16 protein-coding genes are annotated in these 18,824 nt (G+C 70.3%); 11 read left to right on the top strand and 5 right to left on the bottom strand.

The window, feature by feature from the left end; all coding sequences use genetic code 11:
- Positions 1-124 precede the first annotated feature (124 nt).
- The 6 genes from ABQJ56_RS10005 to ABQJ56_RS09980 all read left to right on the top strand — a co-directional run bounded on the left by ABQJ56_RS10005 (position 125) and on the right by ABQJ56_RS09980 (position 7,345).
- A complete protein-coding gene (locus ABQJ56_RS10005) occupies positions 125-1,120 on the top strand; it encodes an AAA family ATPase (protein ID WP_367844875.1) in 996 nt (331 codons plus the stop codon).
- Complete coding sequence (locus ABQJ56_RS10000) at positions 1,117-2,052, top strand: DUF58 domain-containing protein (protein ID WP_367844874.1); 936 nt, start codon at positions 1,117-1,119, stop codon at positions 2,050-2,052. Before ABQJ56_RS10005 ends, ABQJ56_RS10000 begins: the two co-directional genes overlap by 4 nt.
- Positions 2,049-2,567, top strand: coding sequence for a DUF4381 family protein (locus ABQJ56_RS09995; protein WP_367844873.1), 519 nt, complete (start codon positions 2,049-2,051; stop codon positions 2,565-2,567). The genes ABQJ56_RS10000 and ABQJ56_RS09995 overlap by 4 nt, the downstream gene beginning before the upstream one ends.
- Positions 2,560-3,540: a VWA domain-containing protein gene (locus ABQJ56_RS09990; RefSeq protein WP_367844872.1), complete on the top strand. Its 981-nt coding sequence runs from the start codon at positions 2,560-2,562 to the stop codon at positions 3,538-3,540. The genes ABQJ56_RS09995 and ABQJ56_RS09990 overlap by 8 nt, the downstream gene beginning before the upstream one ends.
- Positions 3,537-5,522: a tetratricopeptide repeat protein gene (locus ABQJ56_RS09985; RefSeq protein ID WP_367844871.1), complete on the top strand. Its 1,986-nt coding sequence runs from the start codon at positions 3,537-3,539 to the stop codon at positions 5,520-5,522. The genes ABQJ56_RS09990 and ABQJ56_RS09985 overlap by 4 nt, the downstream gene beginning before the upstream one ends.
- An 86-nt stretch (positions 5,523-5,608) precedes the next feature.
- A complete protein-coding gene (locus ABQJ56_RS09980; protein ID WP_367844870.1) occupies positions 5,609-7,345 on the top strand; it encodes a BatD family protein in 1,737 nt (578 codons plus the stop codon).
- Here ABQJ56_RS09980 and ABQJ56_RS09975 read toward each other — a convergent pair.
- Complete coding sequence (locus ABQJ56_RS09975) at positions 7,332-7,853, bottom strand: O-acetyl-ADP-ribose deacetylase (RefSeq protein ID WP_367844869.1); 522 nt, start codon at positions 7,851-7,853, stop codon at positions 7,332-7,334. The genes ABQJ56_RS09980 and ABQJ56_RS09975 overlap by 14 nt on opposite strands.
- A 57-nt stretch (positions 7,854-7,910) precedes the next feature.
- Here ABQJ56_RS09975 and ABQJ56_RS09970 point away from each other — a divergent pair, with 57 nt between their 5' ends.
- The 3 genes from ABQJ56_RS09970 (at position 7,911) to ABQJ56_RS09960 (ending at position 13,088) form a co-directional block, all read left to right on the top strand.
- Positions 7,911-8,375 carry a MarR family winged helix-turn-helix transcriptional regulator gene (locus tag ABQJ56_RS09970; RefSeq protein WP_367844868.1) on the top strand — a complete coding sequence of 155 codons (465 nt, stop codon included), beginning with the start codon at positions 7,911-7,913 and terminating at the stop codon, positions 8,373-8,375.
- A gap of 215 nt (positions 8,376-8,590) precedes the next feature.
- Complete coding sequence (locus ABQJ56_RS09965) at positions 8,591-9,718, top strand: efflux RND transporter periplasmic adaptor subunit (protein ID WP_367844867.1); 1,128 nt, start codon at positions 8,591-8,593, stop codon at positions 9,716-9,718.
- A 265-nt stretch (positions 9,719-9,983) separates the two neighbouring features.
- Entirely contained in the window at positions 9,984-13,088 is a 3,105-nt protein-coding gene (locus ABQJ56_RS09960; RefSeq protein WP_367844866.1) for an efflux RND transporter permease subunit, read from the top strand.
- A 57-nt stretch (positions 13,089-13,145) separates the two neighbouring features.
- Here ABQJ56_RS09960 and ABQJ56_RS09955 read toward each other — a convergent pair whose 3' ends face one another.
- From ABQJ56_RS09955 to ABQJ56_RS09940, 4 genes are all read right to left on the bottom strand, one after another.
- Positions 13,146-14,582, bottom strand: a complete 1,437-nt coding sequence (locus ABQJ56_RS09955; RefSeq protein WP_367844865.1) for a M20/M25/M40 family metallo-hydrolase — start codon at positions 14,580-14,582, stop codon at positions 13,146-13,148.
- 115 nt (positions 14,583-14,697) lie between these two features.
- A complete protein-coding gene (gene mscL / locus ABQJ56_RS09950) occupies positions 14,698-15,108 on the bottom strand; it encodes a large-conductance mechanosensitive channel protein MscL (RefSeq protein WP_367844864.1) in 411 nt (136 codons plus the stop codon).
- Between the two features lie 101 nt (positions 15,109-15,209).
- Positions 15,210-15,896, bottom strand: a complete 687-nt coding sequence (locus ABQJ56_RS09945; protein ID WP_367844863.1) for a fumarylacetoacetate hydrolase family protein — start codon at positions 15,894-15,896, stop codon at positions 15,210-15,212.
- A 28-nt stretch (positions 15,897-15,924) separates the two neighbouring features.
- Positions 15,925-16,473 (bottom strand): hypothetical protein, encoded by a 549-nt coding sequence (locus tag ABQJ56_RS09940; protein WP_367844862.1) that lies wholly within the window; start codon positions 16,471-16,473, stop codon positions 15,925-15,927.
- A 200-nt stretch (positions 16,474-16,673) separates the two neighbouring features.
- Here ABQJ56_RS09940 and ABQJ56_RS09935 point away from each other — a divergent pair, with 200 nt between their 5' ends.
- Positions 16,674-17,915 (top strand): efflux RND transporter periplasmic adaptor subunit, encoded by a 1,242-nt coding sequence (locus tag ABQJ56_RS09935; RefSeq protein WP_367844861.1) that lies wholly within the window; start codon positions 16,674-16,676, stop codon positions 17,913-17,915.
- A gap of 100 nt (positions 17,916-18,015) precedes the next feature.
- The gene (locus tag ABQJ56_RS09930; RefSeq protein ID WP_367844860.1) at positions 18,016-18,702 is read left to right on the top strand and encodes an ABC transporter ATP-binding protein; all 687 of its coding nucleotides are present in this window, start codon (positions 18,016-18,018) and stop codon (positions 18,700-18,702) included.
- Positions 18,703-18,824 lie beyond the last annotated feature (122 nt).

Raw genomic sequence — 18,824 nt, 5'->3', positions numbered from 1 at the left:
CGGTACGCACAGGGGCGGCTCCGGCCGCCCCTGTGCGTTGTGCGACTGAATGAGCCGGCGTGGTCGACTAAACTTCCGGGCTTCGCCGTGGTCAACAACGGCAGCCTGCATCCGGAAGTTCACGATGGACATGCCCGAAACCCCACCCCGCGACCGCTTGCAGCAGGCCTTCGCGCAGCTGCGCGACGAATTGCGCAGCTGCATCATCGGCCAGCCCCGGCTGGTCGACTGCCTGCTGGTGGCGCTGCTCGCCGATGGCCATCTGCTGGTGGAAGGCGCCCCCGGACTGGCCAAGACCACCGCGGTGAAGGCACTGGCCGCGCGCATCGAGGCGGACTTCCACCGCGTGCAGTTCACCCCCGACCTGCTGCCCGCCGATCTCACCGGCACCGACGTGTTCCGGCCGCAGAGCGGCGCCTTCGAGTTCGAGCGAGGGCCGCTGTTCCACAATATCGTGCTGGCCGACGAGATCAACCGCGCGCCGGCCAAGGTGCAGTCGGCCTTGCTGGAAGCGATGGCCGAGCGGCAGATCACCGTGGGCCGCGCCACCCGGCCGTTGCCGGAATTGTTCATGGTGATGGCGACGCAGAATCCGATCGAGCAGGAAGGCACGTTCGCGCTGCCGGAGGCGCAGCTGGACCGCTTCCTGCTGCACGTCACCATCGGCTATCCCGATGCCGCGGCGGAACTGGCGATTCTCAAGCTGGCCCGCGAGCAGGCCAGCCGCCGTGCGCACCCGGCGCCTGCGCCCGCGTCCCTGCTGCAGCAGTCCGACGTGTTCGCCGCGCGCGATGCCGCGATGGCGCTGCACATGGCGCCCGCGCTGGAGGAATACCTCGCCCAGCTCGTGCTGGCCACGCGCGACGCGGGCCGCTACGGGCCGGAACTGAAACGCTGGATCGCCTGGGGCGCCAGCCCGCGCGCCACCATCGCGCTGGACCGCTGCGCCCGCGCGCAAGCCTGGCTGGCCGGCCGCGATTTCGTGCTGCCCGAGGACGTGCACGCGATCGTGCACGAAGTGCTGCGCCATCGCGTGCTGCTCAGCTACGAAGCCGAGGCCGAAGGCGTGCGCAGCGACCAGGTGATCGCCCGGCTGCTGGATCTCGTGCCGCTGCCGTGAGCGCCGTGTTGCCGAATCGCGAGCATGGCGACGGCCGCACGCACGTGTCGCTGGCCGAGCTGATCGCGCTGGGTGCCCGCGTCGGCCGCGCGAAGCTGGCGCCGACGGAAAGCCGCGCCGCGCGCGGCGGCCAGCATTCCAGCCGCCTGTACGGCCGCGGCATGGACTACGCCGAGTCGCGTGTCTACCAGGCCGGCGACGACGTGCGGCGGATGGACTGGCGGCTCACCGCGCGCAGCGGCAGGTTGCACACCAAGCTGTTCCAGGAGGAGCGCGAAGGGCGGTTGCTGATCCTGCTGGACACCCACGCCAGCCTGCGTTTCGGTACCCGCGCCCGCTTCAAGTCGGTGCAGGCTGCGCGCGCCGCCGCCGTCGCCGCGTGGCTGGCCGTGCGCGCGGGCGAACGCGTGGGCATGATGGCCTTCGGCGAGCATGATCGCCTGTTGCGCCCGCAGGGTGCGGCGCGTGGCGCACTCGCGGTGTGCGGCGCACTGGCCGAATGGGATGCGCTGCCAGCGGTGGATCGCGCCGAGCCGCTGTCCGCCGCGCTGCTGCGCGCGCGCCGTCTGCAACATGGCGCCAGTCGCGTGCTGTTGCTCAGCGACGGTTTCAGCGCGGACGACGAGGCGCGCCGACACCTGCTCGAACTGAAAACGCGGGCCACGGTCGGCGTGCTGGTGGTAGCCGATGCGCTGGAGCGCGAACCGCCACCGCCGGGGCGCTATCCGCTGGAACACGGCGGCGAGCGCCGCGACATGGTGCTGCTGGGCGAACGCCAGCGACGCGAGTTCCAGCAGGCGCTGGGCCGCGGGCCGGCGCGACTCGAGGCGCTGGCGCGCGGCACCGGACTGCAATGCCGCGTGATCGACACGCGCGACGACCCTCACGCGGCGGTCGGCGAGTTGCTGGGCGCGACGGGGACGCGCCGATGATGCCGCAACCACCCGCATCGAACGGCCCGGTGCTGCGCGACATCCACCTGCCGCCCGCGCCGCCGTGGTGGCCGTGGGCGCCGGGCTGGTGGATGCTGGCCGCGTTGCTGCTGCTGATGCTGGTTGCGGCAGCGTGGTTGTGGCGGCGCCACCGTCTCCTGCGGCAGCAACGCCGCCTGTTGCTGGGCGAACTGGAAATGCTGGCGGCAAGCCATGTGCGCGACGGCGACGATGCCGCGCTGGCGGCGTCGCTCCATCAACTGCTGCGCCGCGTGGCGCGCCGGCACGACGAGGCTGCGGCGAAGCAGCGTGGCGAGAGCTGGCGGCGGACGCTGGCGCGCGTGCCGGTGGCGCCGCCGGTACTGGATCGCCTGATGGTGCTGGAGCAGGCGATCTATCGCCCGCAGGCGAAATTCGACGTGCCCGCCACGCTGGCCGCTGCGCGCAACTGGCTGCAGGCGGCCGCGCGTCCACGCGCGTGGATGCCGCCGGCCACGGAGCCGGGGCATGTTTGAGTTCGCCTGGCCCTGGCTGTTCCTGCTGCTGCCGCTGCCCTGGCTGCTGCGGCGCGTGTTGCCGCCGACGACGCCCGGGCAGGCGCTGCATCTGCCACAGCCGGGCCTGCGCCTCGCCGCGGCGGGTGGCCACGTGGCGCGCAGCTTCACGCCCTGGCTGCTGGCGTTGTCGTGGCTGTGCCTGGTGGTCGCGGCGGCGCGTCCGCAATGGGTGGGGCCGCCGCAGGCGCAGCAGCGCAGCGGCCGCGCGCTGCTGCTGGCGGTGGACCTGTCCGGCAGCATGCACACGCCGGACATGGAACTGGCCGGCCAGTCGGTGAGCCGCTTCGGCGCGGTGAAGGCGATCGCCGGCAATTTCATCGACCGCCGTCGCGGCGACGAGATGGGCCTGATCCTGTTCGGCAGCCAGGCCTTCCTGGTGACGCCGCTCACCTACGACCTCGACGCGGTGCGCGCGCAGCTGCAGGGCGCGGCCGTGGGCCTGGCCGGCACCGAGACGGCGATCGGCGATGCCATCGCGATCGCGGTGAAGCGGCTGTCCGCCTTGCCCGAACAGGCGCGCGTGCTGGTGCTGCTCACCGATGGCGTCAACAACGCCGGCAGCATCGCCCCGCTGGAGGCCGCGCGCGCCGCCAAGGCGGCCGGCGTGCGCATCTACACCGTGGGCATCGGCGCCACCCGCATGCGCGTGCCGGGCTTCTTCGGCAGCCAGGTCGTCAATCCGTCCGCCGATCTCGATGCGGGCATGCTGACGAAGATCGCCGACGAGACCGGCGGCCGCTTCTTCCGCGCCACCGACAGCGACCAGCTGGCGGATGCCTATCGCACCATCGACGCACTGGAACCGATGCCGCAGCACGGCCCCAGCCTGCGGCCGCGCAAGGAATGGTTCTTCTGGCCGCTGGCGGCCGCCTTGCTGTCGTGGCTGCTGGCCACGTTGCCGGGCCGCCGGGCGCGCGAGGTGCCGGCATGAGCGCGGCGCTGGCGCAGTTCCATTTCCTGCGGCCTGCGTGGCTGTGCGCATTGCTCGTGCTGCCGTGGCTGCTGTGGCAGGCCTCGCGGCGTGGCCGCGGCCTGCAGGCCCTGGCGCGGCTGGTCGATGCGGAACTTCTGCCGCAGCTCTTGCACGGACGGGCCACCCGGCAACGCCTGCCGCTGGGCCTGCTCGCGCTGGCCTGGCTGCTGGCGGTGCTCGCGTTGGCCGGTCCCGCGTGGAGCCGGGTGGAGCAACCGCTGTACGCGCGGCGTGCCGCGCAGGTGGTGGCCATCTCGCTGTCGCAGCGCATGTTGTCGCATGACGTGGCGCCCAGTCGCATCGACCGCGCACGCTACAAGGCGCACGATTTGCTGGTGGCCAATCGCGACGGCCTCAACGCATTGATCGGCTACGCCGGCGAGGCCTTCGTGGTGGCGCCGCTCACCTCCGACGTGCACAGCCTCGCCACCCTGCTCGACGCGATGGCGCCGGACACCATGCCGGTGGACGGCGACAACGCGGCGACGGCGATCGCGCGTGGTGTGGCCCTGATCCAGGACGCGAAGGCCGGCGGCGGCTCGCTGGTGCTGGTCACCGATACCGCCGACGCGGCAGCGCAGGAGGCCGCGCGCAAGGCGCTTGGGGCCGGTGTGCGTGTTTCCGTGCTGGGCGTGGGCACCCCGCAGGGCGCGCCGGTGCCGTTGCCCGGCGGCGGTTTCCTGCACGATGCCCAGGGCAACCTGCAACTGGCCGCGCGCGACGACGCGGCGCTGGCCGCGGTGGCGGCCGCGGGCGGCGGCCATTACGTGGCGATGAGCGCGGACGACAGCGACGTCGGCACGCTCAAGGGCGAATTGCACGCAGGCTCCACGCAGGCCGCGCAAGACCAGCTCGGCGACGAATGGCAGGATCGCGGCCCGTGGCTGCTGCTGCTGTTGCTGCCGCTGGCGGCGCTGGCATTCCGGCGCGGCTGGCTGCTGCTGTTGCCATTGGCGCTGCTGCCGATGCTGCCGGGCACGGCGCACGCAACGGGCTGGCGCGACCTCTGGCAGAACAGGAACCAGCAGGCGGCCGCGGCGCTCGGGCATGGTGACGCGAAGCGGGCGATGCAGCTGGCGAACGATCCTGCCCTGCGCGGCGCGGCCGCCTATCGCGCCGGCGATTACGCCGCCGCGGCGCAGGCGCTGCGCGCGGCGAAGGGCAGCGACGCCACGTACAACCTCGGCAATGCACTGGCGCGCGAGGGCAAGTACGAGGACGCGATCCATGCCTACGACGAGGCGTTGAAGCGCGATCCCGCCAATGCCGACGCGAAGGCCAACAAACAGGCGGTCGAGGACTGGCTGCGCAAGCAGCAGAAGCAGCAGAAGGATCAGCCCCGGAACCAGTCCTCGCCGCAGCAGCGACAGAAGCAGGGCGGCTCGTCCTCGCCGCAGGGTCAGGGCGGCAACAGCGGGCAAGGCGAGGACAAGCAGGGACAGGGCGGTCAAGGCAAGGGCGGTCAAGGCAAGAACGGTCAAGACAAGAGCGACGGCCAGTCCAGCCAGTCGCCGTCGCACGGCGACGATTCGAAGCAGCAGGGCCGGCAGGCTGCGTCGAACGACACCGGCAAGCCGCCGCAGGACAAGGCGAAGCAGGGCAACCCGTCGTCGCCCGGCCACTCCGGCGCGCAACAAGACAGCCAGCAGCCGACGCCCGAGCAGCAGGCCGCGCAACAGGCACAGGCCGCGCAGGCGCAACAGGCGCTGAAACGGCAGCTCGACAAACAGCTGGGCGCGCCCGGCAAACCCGCGGCGCAGCAGCCGCCCGCGCACCAGCTCGGCGTGGCAGGCGCCGACGATGCGCAGTCGAAGCTGCCCGCGGACCTGCGCCAGGCCCTGCAGCGCGTGCCCGACGATCCCGGCGCGCTGCTGCGCCGCAAGTTCGAGCTGGAATACCAGCGTCGCCACGGCGGCGCGCCCGACGAGGATGGGCCGTGAGGGATGTATCTGTGCGTTCGTCCATGATCGCGATAGTCAAACGGGCGGCCGTCCATGGCCGCACTCTTCAATTCTTGCGCTCGTCCATGAGCGCGAGGATCAAACGGGCGGCCATCCATGGCCGCACTCTTCAATGGCTGTGCCTGCTGTTGTGTCTGACCCTGCCGCTGGTGGCGCAGGCCACCGGCGTGCAGGCCACGCTGGATCGCGGCAGCATGCAGCTGGGCGAGACGGTGACGCTGAACCTGCACGTCGACGGCGGCGGCAATGTGGCGATGCCCGACCTGAGTCCGCTGCAGCAGGATTTCGACATCCTGGGCCGTTCGCAGAGCAGCAACCTCAGCATCGTCAACGGCCAGCGCAGCGCCGAACTGGTGATCGGCGTGGTGCTGCGGCCGAAGCATGCGGGCACGCTCACGATACCGTCGCTGACCGTGGCCGGATCGCGGACCGCGCCGCTGCAGCTGCAGGTCGCTCCGGCGAATCCGGCGACCGCCGCGGCGACGAACAAGAACGTGTTCATGGAGGTCGAGGTCGCGCCGAAGCAGGCATGGGTGGGCCAGCAGCTCAGCTACGTGGTGCGGCTCTACGTCAGCGGCAACATCACCAGCGGTACGCTGGACACGCCGCAGGTCGATGGCGTGCAACTCAGCCAGATCGGCGGCGACCTGCGCTACGACAAGGTGCGTGGCGGCCGCGAATACCGCGTGATCGAACGCCGCTACGCGTTGGTGCCGCAGCATGCGGGCACGCTGACGATTCCCGCGCTGGGTTTCCAGGGCGTGGCGCTCGATCCCGGCGATCCCGACAGTTTCTTCGGCGCGGGCACGCCGGTCGGCGCCAGTGCGCCTGCGCAAACCGTGCAGGTGCAGGCCGCACCCGCGAACTGGGGCCAGTCCGCGTGGCTGCCGGCGCGTGCGCTCAGCCTCACCCTCACGGGCTGGCCGGATGCGGGCACGCCGGTGCGCGTGGGCCAGCCGATCAACCTCACCATGACGCTCAGCGCCACCGGTCTGCCGGCCGATGCGCTGCCGAAGCTCAGCCTGCCCGCGATGCAGGGTGCCACGGTGTACCCCGACCAGCCGAAGACGGCCACCGCGGAAGACGACGCGTGGCTGCAGGGCAGCAGCGAACGCCGCTTCGCGGTGGTGCCGGAGCGGGCCGGCACCTTGACCCTGCCGGCGACCACGCTGCGCTGGTTCGACGTGACTTCGGGACAGGCGCGGACCGCCGAGATTCCCGCGCACAGCATCACCGTGCTGCCGGCGGCCGGTGCAGCCGCGCCCGCAGCCGCGACGCCGGCGGCGACGGCGACGGCGACGGCGTTGCCTGCCGCGACCACGGTGCCGGCGACGGGCCGTACGCACGAATTGCCCTGGCGCTGGGTCGCACTGATCTGCCTGCTGCTGTGGCTGCTTACCCTGCTGGCATGGTGGTTGTGGCCGCGGCGCGCGGGGCGCCGTATTGCCGTGGCAGCGAACGGCGGCGTCGCCGGCGATTCCACCCGCCGCGCGAGACAGGCTTTTCTCGCCGCCGCGCGCGGCAGCGACGCGTCGCTGCAGTTGCGCAGCCTGCTGGCCTGGGCGCAGGCGGAGCGGCCGGCGATCCGGCATCCGGGCGCGCTGGCGGACGCGCTGGCGGACGAGGCGCAACGGCGCGCGCTCGCCGAACTGCAGCAACGCTGCTATGGCGCGGTGCCGGCATCGGCGGCGTGGCGCGACGATCTTGCCGAGGTGTTCAAGCGCGGCTTCGCGTGGCGCGAAGTGGAGCTGGTGGATGGCGACGACGCCCTGCCGCCGCTGTACCCGTTCAAGGTGAAGTGAGCGCGGCCTGGAATACCGCGCGCATGGGTTCGCTGTAGCAGCACAGGGTGAGCTCGAGCGCGGGGTCGCGTGACAGCGCCTCGCGCAGCGTGCGCACTGCCACGGTGGCGGCCAGCGGCGCAGGATAGCCGTAGACGCCGCAGCTGATCGCGGGAAACGCGATGCGGCGCAGGCCGCGTTCGCGCGCCAGCTGCACTGCGTTGCGGTGGCAGTTTTCCAGCAGCGTCGCCTCACCATGCGCGCCGCCGCGCCAGACCGGGCCCACGGTATGGATCACCCAGGGTGCCGGCAGCGCGAAACCAGGCGTGATGCGCGCCTCGCCGGTGGGGCAGCGCACGCCGGGCGCGACTTGCGGCAGTGCGCGGCAGGCGGCCAGCAGCGCGGGGCCGGCGGCGCGGTGGATGGCGCCGTCGACGCCGCCGCCGCCGAGCAGCGCCTCGTTCGCTGCGTTGACGATGGCGTCGACGGCGAGCGTGGTGATGTCGGCGGCGATGACGGAGATCAGCATGGCGGCAGGCGCTTTCGGCTTATGCTTGAGGCATGTGACGGCGAGGTTGCAATCATCATGGCGAAAACGGAAGAGCTTTCCTTCGGCTACCTGCTGAACGACGTGACCTTGCTGTTCCGCAAGCACTTCGACCGGCGCGCGGTGAAGTTCGGCCTCACCCGGGCGCAGTGGCGCGCCACCAAGATGCTGTACCACCGCGAGGGCATGCGCCAGAACGAGCTGGCCGAGGCGCTGGAGATGGAGCCGATCGCGGTGGGCCGGGTGATCGATCGCCTGCAGGCCGCCGGTTTCGTGGAGCGCCGGCCGGATCCGAGGGACCGGCGCGCGTGGCGGCTGTACGTCACCGCGCAGGCGCACGACGTGGTGGACGACATGGAGCAGATCGCGCGCGAGCTGCGCCGTGAGGTCACCCAGGGCATCGAATACGACGACCTGAAGCAGGCGCTGGCGGTGATCGGGCGGATCAAGGAAAACCTGCAGGCGCTGGATGCGGCCGACGCGCCGGCGGCGCACAAGGAATAGCGGCGGCGCGGCCGCTTTAACCGCATTCGTCGCGTCTGCCAAGTGCCGGGCGTTGCGGGTTTTGCGGTGCGCATTCGGCGCAAAATGTGTCGTGACAGTCAACGCATCGACACATGGCGCGTTGAATCTTCGTTTAGCTCCCGTCGATATCCCGGCGTCGCTGCGCCGTGGTCCCCGTTCGACGGGAAAGTCCGGATTCCATCAACGGAGACCCCATGCCGCAGCGCATCTCCTGGAAGAAACCCGTAGCGCTGCTGATCGTGGTGGTGCTGGTTGCGCTGATTGCGCATGCATGGTCGGGCCACGGCAAGGCCGGGCCGGGCAAGGCGGCGGCGACGCAGGCGGTGCCGGTGAAGGTGGCGGTGGCGCAGCGCGGCGACCTCGACCTTTCGCTCAAGGTGATCGGCAGCGTCGAGGCGTATTCCACCGTGACCGTGCAGTCGCGCGTCAGCGGTCAGCTGGAGTCGCTGGCGTTCACGCCGGGCGGCCGGGTGAAGGCGGGGCAGGTGATCGAGCAGATCGATCCCAGCCTGCTGCAGGCGCAGCTGGACCAGGCGCGCGGCAACCTGGCCAAGGACCAGGCCCAGCTGGCGAATGCCGAACAGGTGCTGCGCCGCTACACGCCGATGCTGGCCAAGGGCTATGTCGCGCAGACCGACTACGACACCTACAAGGCGAACGTGGGCATCTACGCCGCGTCGGTGAAGGCGGACCAGGCGGCGGTGGAGATGGCGCAGACCCAGCTCGGCTACGCACGCATCGTCGCGCCGGTGGACAGCATCGCCGGTGCGCCGCTGGTCTATCCCGGCGCACAGGTGAGTGCCAACAGCACCAACCTGGTGGTGCTCAACCAGGTGCGCCCGATCTACCTCACCTTTTCCGTGCCCGAGACCGCCCTGGACGGCGTGAAGGCCGCCCATGCGCACGGCAAGGTGGCGGTCAGCGCCACCATCCCGGGCGCGAAGGGCCCGCCGCTCGCAGCCACCCTGGATTTCATCAACAACACGGTGGACGCCACTACCGGCACGATCCAGCTGAAGGCGGTGTATCCGAACACGGACGACCGGCTGACCCCGGGCCAGTACGTGCAGGTGCAGCTGCCCACCACCCGCCTCGCCAACGTCGTGACCGTGCCGGTGGAGGCGCTGCAGAACTCGCCGAACGGCAGCTTCGTGTTCGTGGTCGGCGCGGACGACAGCGTGCAGCAGCGGATGGTGACGACGGGACAGAGCAGCGGTGACCGGATGGTGATCGAAAAGGGCCTGGATGCCGGCGAGCGGGTGATCACGGACGGCCAGATGCTGCTGACCAACGGCACGCACGTGCAGGTGGTGAAGGGGTGAGCGTCGCCATGCTTCGCCGTAGGGGCGCATCCTGTGCGCGAATGCTCCTCGCATGGCCGATGGTGCGCCGCTGCCGCGCTTCGATGGCGGTTGCGGCAAGCCCGGCCCCTCTCCCCAATCCCCTTCGACAAGCTCAGGGCAGGGCTCTCCCCGGAGGGGAGAGGGAGCAAACCTGCTGTGCAGGTTCGCATCATGATGGTGCGACTCGTGACCGGAACGTGCCGGGCTTGCGGGAACGGGTGGTCTGGAAGGGAGGGCGGATCCCTTGAATCTCCCCGCCCTGTGCATCCGCCGGCCGGTGATGACGGCGCTGCTGATGATCGCGCTGATCGTGTTCGGCGTGGTCGCCTACCCGAACCTGCCGGTGAACGAGCTGCCGAACGTGGACTTTCCCACCATCTCGGTCAGCGCGAGCCTGCCCGGCGCCTCGCCGGAGACCATGGCCACCGCGGTGGCGACGCCGCTGGAGAACCAGTTCTCCACCATCGCCGGCATCGACCAGATGACCTCGACCAGCGCGCTCGGCTCGACCTCGATCACGCTGACCTTCGATCTCAGCCGCAGCATCGACGGCGCCGCGCAGGACGTGCAGGCGGCGATCTCGGCGGCGCAGCGCCAGCTGCCCACCAACATGCCCACGCCGCCCACCTTCCGCAAGGTGAACCCGGCGGACAAGGCGATCCTCTACCTCACGCTCAGCTCCGACACGCTGCCGCTGTCCACCGTGGACCAATACGGCGAGACGCAGCTGGCGCAGGAGCTGTCGATGATCAACGGCGTGGCCCAGGTGAGCGTGTTCGGCTCGCAGAAGTACGCCGTGCGCATCAGCGTCGACCCCGCCAAGCTGGCCGCCAACGGCATCGGCATCGACACCGTGCAGCAGGCGATCGCGGACGCCAACGTCAACCTCGCCACCGGTTCGCTCAACGGCAGCCGGCAGCTGCTGCAGGTGAGTTCGGACGGCCAGCTGCAGAAGGCCGCGCCGTACAACAACGTGATCGTGGCATACCGCAACGGCGCGCCGGTGCGCCTGTCGCAGCTCGGCCACGCCGCGGACAGCGTGCAGAACGACCAGGTGGCGAGCTGGTTCAACGGCAAGCGCGCGGTGGTGCTGGCGATCGACCGCCAGCCCGGTTCCAACACCGTGGCCACGATCGACCGCATCCGCGCCGTGCTGCCGCAGTTCGAGGCCACGCTGCCGCCGGGCATCAGGCTGCAGACGCTGTACGACCGCTCCGACTCGATCCGCGCCTCGGTGGACGACGTGCAGTACACCCTGCTGCTGGCCGGCGTGCTGGTGATCCTGGTGATCTACCTGTTCCTCGGCAACGCCTCGGCCACGCTGATCCCCGCGCTGGCGCTGCCGGTGTCGGTGATCGGCACCTTCGGCGTGATGTACGCGCTGGGCTACAGCCTGGACAACCTCTCGCTGCTGGCGCTGACCCTGGTGGTCGGTTTCGTGGTGGACGACGCGATCGTGATGCTGGAGAACATCGTGCGCCACGTCGAGGCCGGCATGGACCCGTACGCGGCCTCGATCAAGGGCTCCGGCGAGATCGGCTTCACCATCTTCTCGATGACGCTGTCGCTGGTGGCGGTGTTCCTGCCGGTGATGTTCATGGGCGGCATCGTGGGCCGGCTGTTCCACGAGTTCGCGGTGGTGATCTCGACCGCGATCCTGATCTCGGGCTTCGTCTCGATCACGCTCACGCCGATGCTGTGCAGCCGCTTCGTCAAGCATGCCGAGCACGAGCAGAAGTCGCGCGTGGCGCTGGCCTTCGACCGCGGCTTCAACCACGTGCGCGACGGCTACAACCGCTCGCTGGCGTGGGCGGTGGCGCACCCGCGCACGGTGCTGGGCGTGTTCTTCGCCAGCCTCGTCGCCACCGCGGTGCTGTTCGTGGTGGTGAACAAGGACTTCATTCCCGCCGGCGACACCGGCCAGCTGAACGTCAACACCGAAGGCCCCGACGACATCTCCATCGCCGGCATGAGCCTGCGCCAGCAGAAGCTGGCGGAAATCGTGGGCCAGGATCCGAACATCGCCTCGTACATGTCCTCGGTGGGTTCGGGTGGCTCGCGCACCACCACCAACAACGGCTCGATCTTCATGCGGCTGAAGCCCGCGGACGAGCGCAAGCTCGATCCCGACCAGATCATCCAGGAGCTGCGCGCGAAGTTCGCCAAGGTGCCGGGCATCCGCGCCTACATCCAGAACCCGCCGGCGATCCAGGTGGGCGGCCGCGCCTCCAAGGCGGAATACCAGTACACCCTGCAGTCCACCGACCTCAACGCGCTGTACGGCGAGTCGGGCAAGGTGCTCAATACCTTCGCCAGGCTGCCCGGCTTCCAGGACGTCACCAGCGACCTCGACCTGAACGGCCCGGCCATCCAGGTGAAGGTGGACCGCGACAAGCTGGCGCCGCTGGGGCTCACCATGTACCAGGTGCAGAGCGCGCTGGGCACCGCGTTCGGCGAGGGCCAGATCTCCACCATCTACGGCACCGCCACGCAGTACTGGGTGATCCTGCAGGTGCCGTACGATTTGCAGAACGACCCGTCGGTGCTGTCGCAGCTCTACGTCACCTCGAACACCGGCACGCTGGTGCCGCTGAGCACCGTGGCCACCTTCACGCGCAGGTCGCAGCCGCTCACCGTGAACCACCAGGGCGAGCTGCCCGCGGTGACCATCTCGTTCAACCTCGCACCCGGCGTCAGCCTCAGCCAGGCGGTGAACGAGATCGACGGCGCGATGCGCCAGCTCAGCCTGCCGGCCTCGATCACCGGCAGCGTGCAGGGCACCGCGCAGGCCTTCCAGCAGTCGATGCAGGGCATGGGCATGCTGCTGGCGCTGGCGCTGTTCGTGATCTACCTGGTGCTGGGCATCCTGTACGAGAGCTTCATCCACCCGCTGACCATCCTCTCCGGCCTGCCCGCGGCGGGCGTGGGCGCGCTGCTCACGCTGATGTTCTTCCACGCGCCGCTGGACCTGTTCTCCTTCGTGGGCATCGTGATGCTGATCGGCATCGTGAAGAAGAACGCGATCATGCTGATCGACTTCGCGCTGGAGCGGCAGCGCGTGGAAGGCATGTCGCCCGCCGAGGCCATCGTGGAAGCCTGCCACGTGCGCTTCCGCCCGATCATGATGACCACCATGGCCGCGTTCGCCGGCACCCTGCCGATCGCGCTGGGCATCGGCGCGGGCGCCTCCTCGCGCCGCCCGCTGGGCCTCGCGGTGGTGGGCGGCCTGGTGGTGTCGCAGGTGCTTACGCTGTACCTGACGCCGGTGATCTACCTGTACATGGACAAGCTGCAGCAGCGCTTCGGACACAAGCGCAAGCCGGCTGCGGAGAGCCAGCCGGCGTCATGACGAACGAGGCGGCCCGCAGGCCGCCTCGTTCGTTTCCGCGGGCGCATGCCGCAGGCTTCACTCCTCGGCGCCGTCGCCCTTGAACGCGCCCGGTGCCGAGCCGAAGTCGCCGTCGGCCTGCGCCGCCATCCAGGTCCACGCCGCATACGCGGCCACGTTCTGCGCCAGCTCCGCGGGAACGACCTTGTCCAGCGTGTCGTTGCTGGTGTGGTGCCAGTCGAAGTAGTGGGTGGCGTCCTGGTCGAGGGTGAGCGCGGCCATGCCCCTGGCGTGCATGGAACCGAGATCGGAGCCGCCGCCGCCGGGGCGGTTGGGGTCGTAGGCCACGCCCAGCGGCTTCAGCACATCGGCGATCTGCTGGATCGCGTGCCGCGCTTGCGGCTTCACGCTGGCGCTCATCCGGTACACCTTGCCGGCGCCGAGGTCGGAGTCGGTGCCGAGCATGAAGTTCGCCACTTCCTTCGCGTGCCTGTCGGCGTAGGCGCGCGCACCCCACAGGCCCATCTCCTCGTTGGCGAAGGCGATCACGCGGATGGTGCGGTCGGGGCGCTGCGGCAGGTCGTGGATCAGCCTGGCGGCGGCCATCGAGATGGCGATGCCGGCGCCGTCGTCGATCGCGCCAGTGCCCGGATCCCAGGAGTCGAGGTGGCCGCCGATGGCGACGACCTGGTCGGGGTGCTTCCTGCCGGTGATCTCGCCGATCACGTTGGCGCCGGTGTATTCGCCCACGATGCCGCAGTCGAGGTCGAGCTTCACCGTCACCGGCTTGCCGTAGACCAGCACGCGTTCGAGCTGGTCGGCGTCGGGATTGGACAGCGCCGCGGCGGGAATGGCCTTGTCGCCGGGCTTGAAGCCGGTGACGCCGGTATGGGCGATGCGCTGGTGCGCGTCGGTGCCGGCCGAGCGCAGCAGGTAGCCGGCGGCGCCTTTCTGCGCGGCGATCACCGGGCCGGCCACGCGCACCATCGAGCCCATGCCGTAGTCATGGCCGTCCTGGTGGCGCTGCATGCGGAAGCCGACGTAGACGATCTTGCCCTTGATCGTGGCCGGGTCGGCCGCCTTCAGCGCGGCCAGGCTGTCGAAGCCCACCACCTGCGCGGTGAGCCCGCCCTTGGGCGTGCCCGGCGAATAGCCGAGCGCGGTGAGCACCAGGTGCTGCGGGAACGGCGCCACGATGGCAGCGCTTTCGCGCCGGCGCACCCACAGCGGATAGGTCGCCGGCTCGGTGTAGACCTTGTCGAAGCCCAGCGCCTTGAACTTCGCCACCACCCAGTCGCGGGCACGCTGGTCGGCGTCGCTGCCGGCCAGGCGCGGGCCCACCTCGGTGGTGAGCGAGGTGAGCACGGCCATTGCGGTGGGGTCGCGCAGCGCCTTGTCGCGCAGCTGTTCGGCCGTCTTTACGGCCGCGGCGGGAATGGCGGTGTCGGCGGCGCTGGCGAGGCCGGTGGCCAGCAGCAGGCTGGCGGCGAGCAGGGTGAGGGCGGGGTGGCGCATGCGTGGCTCCAGGCAAAGGAGCCGCGATTATCGCGCCGATGCAACGGCCTGCTTGGGCCGGAAGTCACGACATGCAAGGTGCGGAGGCGGCTCTCGGCCGCCCCGCACGCCAGGGTTACTGCTTGTTCTTGAGCAGGTCGCGGATCTCGGTGAGCAGGGCCACGTCGGCCGGCGGTGCGGCGGGCGCTTCCTCTTTTTTCTTCTGCATGCGGTTCATCAGCTTGATCACGATGAAGATCGCGAACGCGACGATGATGAAGGTGATGATGGTATTGATGAAGGTGCCGTAGTTGATCGCCACCTCGGCGATCTTGTGCTTGGGGTCGCTGTCGTCGGCGGGCTTGAGTACCCACTTCATGGCGGAGAAGTCGATGCCGCCGGTAAGCATGCCGATCGGCGGCATGATCACGTCGCTGACCAGCGAGCTGACGATCTTGCCGAACGCGCCGCCGATCACGATACCGACGGCCATGTCCATCACGTTGCCGCGCATGGCGAACGCCTTGAACTCCTGCATCATGCCCATGGATCTTCTCCCCGATTGGTACGCCGAATGGCGGGAGGAACTCTAGCGCAGGGGCCGCCGGCGAGCCATGCATGGCTCGCCGCAATATCCTGCGGTCGTTTTCAGGCGATGCGGCCGCGCAGCTCGGCGACGCCGTCCAGCTCGGCGTGGAAACGGTCGCCGCGCTGCAGCGCGGCCACGCCGGCCGGCGTGCCGGTGAACACCAGGTCGCCGGCCTTGAGCTCGAACAGGGTGGACAGCGCCACCAGGATCGCCGGCACGTCGTGCAGCATGTCGCCGAGCCGGCCGTGCTGGCGCAGTTCGCCGTTGACCGTCAGGCGCAGCCCGGTATCCGGGCCGACGGCGGCTTCATCGGCCCGGCGCAACGCCGAAACCGGCGCGGAGTGGTCGAAGGCCTTGGCCACGTCCCACGGATGGCCCTTGGCCTTGGCCTGCGCCTGCAGGTCGCGGCGGGTGAGGTCCAGCCCCACGCCGTAGCCGAAGACCGCAGCCTGGGCCTGCGCCGGGGTGAGGTCGCGGCCGCCCGCGCCCAGTGCCACCACCATCTCCACCTCGTGGTGCAGCTCCTGCGTGGCGGAGGGGTAGGGCACGTCGGCGCCATCGGCCACCACCGCATCGGCCGGCTTGCAGAAGAACATCGGCCGGCCGGGCTCCACCGCGGCGCCCATTTCCCTGGCATGGTCGGCGTAGTTGCGGCCGATGCAGAATACGCGGCGGATCGGGAAGCGCAGCTCGCTGCCGAGGATCGGCAGGCTGGGCACGGCGGGCAGGGGAATGGCGTAGTTCATGCGCATGAGTCTAGCGGGTGGGCGCCGGTCAGTGCGGATGCGGCCGGAACAGGATGTCGAACAGCGGCGTCCAGGTCCTGCCGCCGTCGCGCGACTGCAGCGCCGTCTCGCGCACGCCGTCGCCCTGTGGCGTCCAGCTCACCCGTTGCAGCTGGGCGCCTTCCGCGTCACGGGTGGCGCCGGTCAGCACGACGGCCTTGCCCTGCCGGCTTCCCTCGGCCACCAGCAGCTCGCCCTCGTTGGTCACCCAGCTCTGGTGCCACACGTGGCGCGTCGCGTCGTAGATGGTGAAGCTCTCGCCGGTGTAGCCGTCCGCGCGCCGGTACACCTCGTGCAGCACGCAGCCGCCGAGGATGGCCGTGACGCGGTTGCGCGCCACCGACGCCGCGGCGGGCGGCACCTTGCCCGTCTTGTCCACGCGGTAGGTGTCCCAGTCGCCCAGCCAGAAGTCGAACTGCCGATAGGCGGGCGCGGCACAATGCCCGGCAGGCGCCGCGACGGCGGCCTGCGCCGGCAGCGCGGGGGCGGCGAATCCCACGGCGGTGGCGACGAGTGCGGCAAATGGACGAGTCGGCATGAAGCGGCTCCGCGGGCATGGCAGGACGGCGCGGCCCAGGTGTCGCCGCAAATCGCCCATCCGGCCGGCGCGGGCCGGCCCGATGCGTCAATGGCGCGGGCTGGATGACATCTGTCATCGTCGACAGCTGATAACCGCCCGTGGCCTCGATGCCAGGGAGCCGTTACGGTAGTGTGCATCACAGGGTCACGGGGACGACGGTGAGCCAGGCCGAGTTGCTGAAGGAACTGCGCATCGAGAAGCACCAGCGCGACGACCATCGCCAGGGGCCGTCGCGCTGGCCGTGGATCGTGCTCGCGCTCCTGCTGTTGCTGGCATTGATCGGCGCGGGCGTGTGGTGGGCGGCGAGCCATCGCGCGATCACGGTGCAGACTGCCGCCGCGGTGTCGCCGGCCAGCGATCCGGGCGCCGGCGCGGTGCTGCAGGCCACCGGTTACGTCACCGCGCGGCGCCAGGCCACGGTGTCGGCGCAGATCACCGGCACGCTCACCGCCGTGCTGATCGAGGAAGGCGACCGCGTGAAGCGGGGCCAGGTGCTGGCCCGGCTGGACGACAGCGCCTACAAGGCCGCGCTGGACGCGGCGCAGGCGCAGGCCGCCGCCGCGCACGCGCTGGTGGCGCAATACCAGGCGCAGCTGGCGCAGAACGAACGCGATGCCAACCGCCAGCAGCAGCTGGCCGCGCAAGGGCTGGTGCCGAAGCAGGCGGCCGAGCAGGCGCGCACCCTGGCCGACAGCACGCGCGCCCAGCTGGTCTCGCAGCGGAAGCAGGTGGCCTCGGCCGACGCGCAGGTGGTCGAGGCGCAGGTCAATTTCGACTACTGCGTGATCCGCGCGCCGTTCGACGGCGTGATCACCACCAAGGACGCCCAGGTGGGCGAGATCGTCTCGCCGTTCTCCGCCGGCGGCGGCTTCACCCGTACCGGCATCGGCACCATCGTCGACATGGATTCGCTGGAAGTGGACGTGGACGTCAACGAAGCCTACATCGGCCGCGTGAAGCCGGCCATGCCCGCCGAGGCGGTGCTCGACGCCTACCCGGACTGGAAGATTCCCGCCCACGTGATCGCCATCGTGCCCGCCGCCGACCGCGGCAAGGCCACGGTGAAGGTGCGCGTGGCGCTGGGGCAGAAGGACGCGCGCATCGTGCCCGACATGGGCGTGCGGGTGTCCTTCCTCGAACAGAAACCGGCGGGCGTGGCGCAGGCGCCGAAGGGCGTGCTGGTGCCGGCCAAGGCGATCGCGCAGCGCGACGGCCGCAGCGTGGTGTTCGTGGTCGCCGGCGGTAAGGCGCAGCTGCGTGCGGTGCAGCCGGCGGCGCAGGACTACGGCGACATGAAGCTGGTCCCGGAGGCGCTGCAGGCAGGCGATGCGGTGGTGCTGTCGCCGCCGGCCGCGCTGCGCGACGGCATGGATGTCCGCACCGAAGCATCGAAACCCTGATTGCCCGCAGGAGCGGCTTCCGCCGCGACATGAGCATCGCGGCTGAAGCCGCTCCTGCGCCGCCCGTGCCAAACATGCAGGCAAACACCGGAGACATACCATGGACACACTGATCCAGATCCGCGACCTCTCCAAGGTCTACGAGCGCGGCAAGCAGAAGGTCGAGGTGCTGCACCACATCAACCTCGACATCGCCGAAGGCGATTTCCTCGCGCTGATGGGTCCGTCCGGTTCGGGCAAGACCACCCTGCTCAACCTGATCGGCGGCCTCGACTCGCCCTCCGCGGGCAGCATCGGCGTGGGTGGTTCGCGCATCGACCAGCTGGGCGGCGGCCAGCTGGCGAAGTGGCGCGCGTCCAACGTCGGCTTCGTATTCCAGTTCTACAACCTGATGCCGATGCTCTCCGCGCAGAAGAACGTGGAACTGCCGCTGCTGCTGACCAAGCTCTCGGGCGCGCAGCGGAAGAAGAACGCGGGCATCGCGCTGCAGCTGGTGGGGCTCGCGGATCGCGCCTCGCACAAGCCCGGCGAGCTGTCCGGCGGCCAGCAGCAGCGCGTGGCGATCGCCCGCGCGATCGTCTCCGATCCCACCCTGCTGGTCTGCGACGAGCCCACCGGCGACCTCGACCGCCAGTCGGCCGAGGAAGTGCTGGGCCTGCTGCGCACGCTGAACCGCGAGCACGGCAAGACCATCGTGATGGTGACCCACGATCCCAAGGCCGCCGAGTACGCGAACCACACCCTGCATCTGGACAAGGGCACCCTGGTCGAGCAGGTGGTGGCGTGAGCGCGCGCGCCATGGCGCCCTCGGTCACTCCCTCTCCCCTCCGGGGAGAGGGTTGGGGTGAGGGGCCAACCTCGCCGCGGGGTCTGGCCAGTGCGACTCCCTCTCTCCTTTTAGGAGAGGGC

The sequence above is a fragment of the Rhodanobacter geophilus genome (genome assembly GCF_040812275.1).
Lineage (GTDB): Bacteria > Pseudomonadota > Gammaproteobacteria > Xanthomonadales > Rhodanobacteraceae > Rhodanobacter_A > Rhodanobacter_A geophilus.
This window is presented reverse-complemented; position numbering and strand designations above follow the sequence as displayed.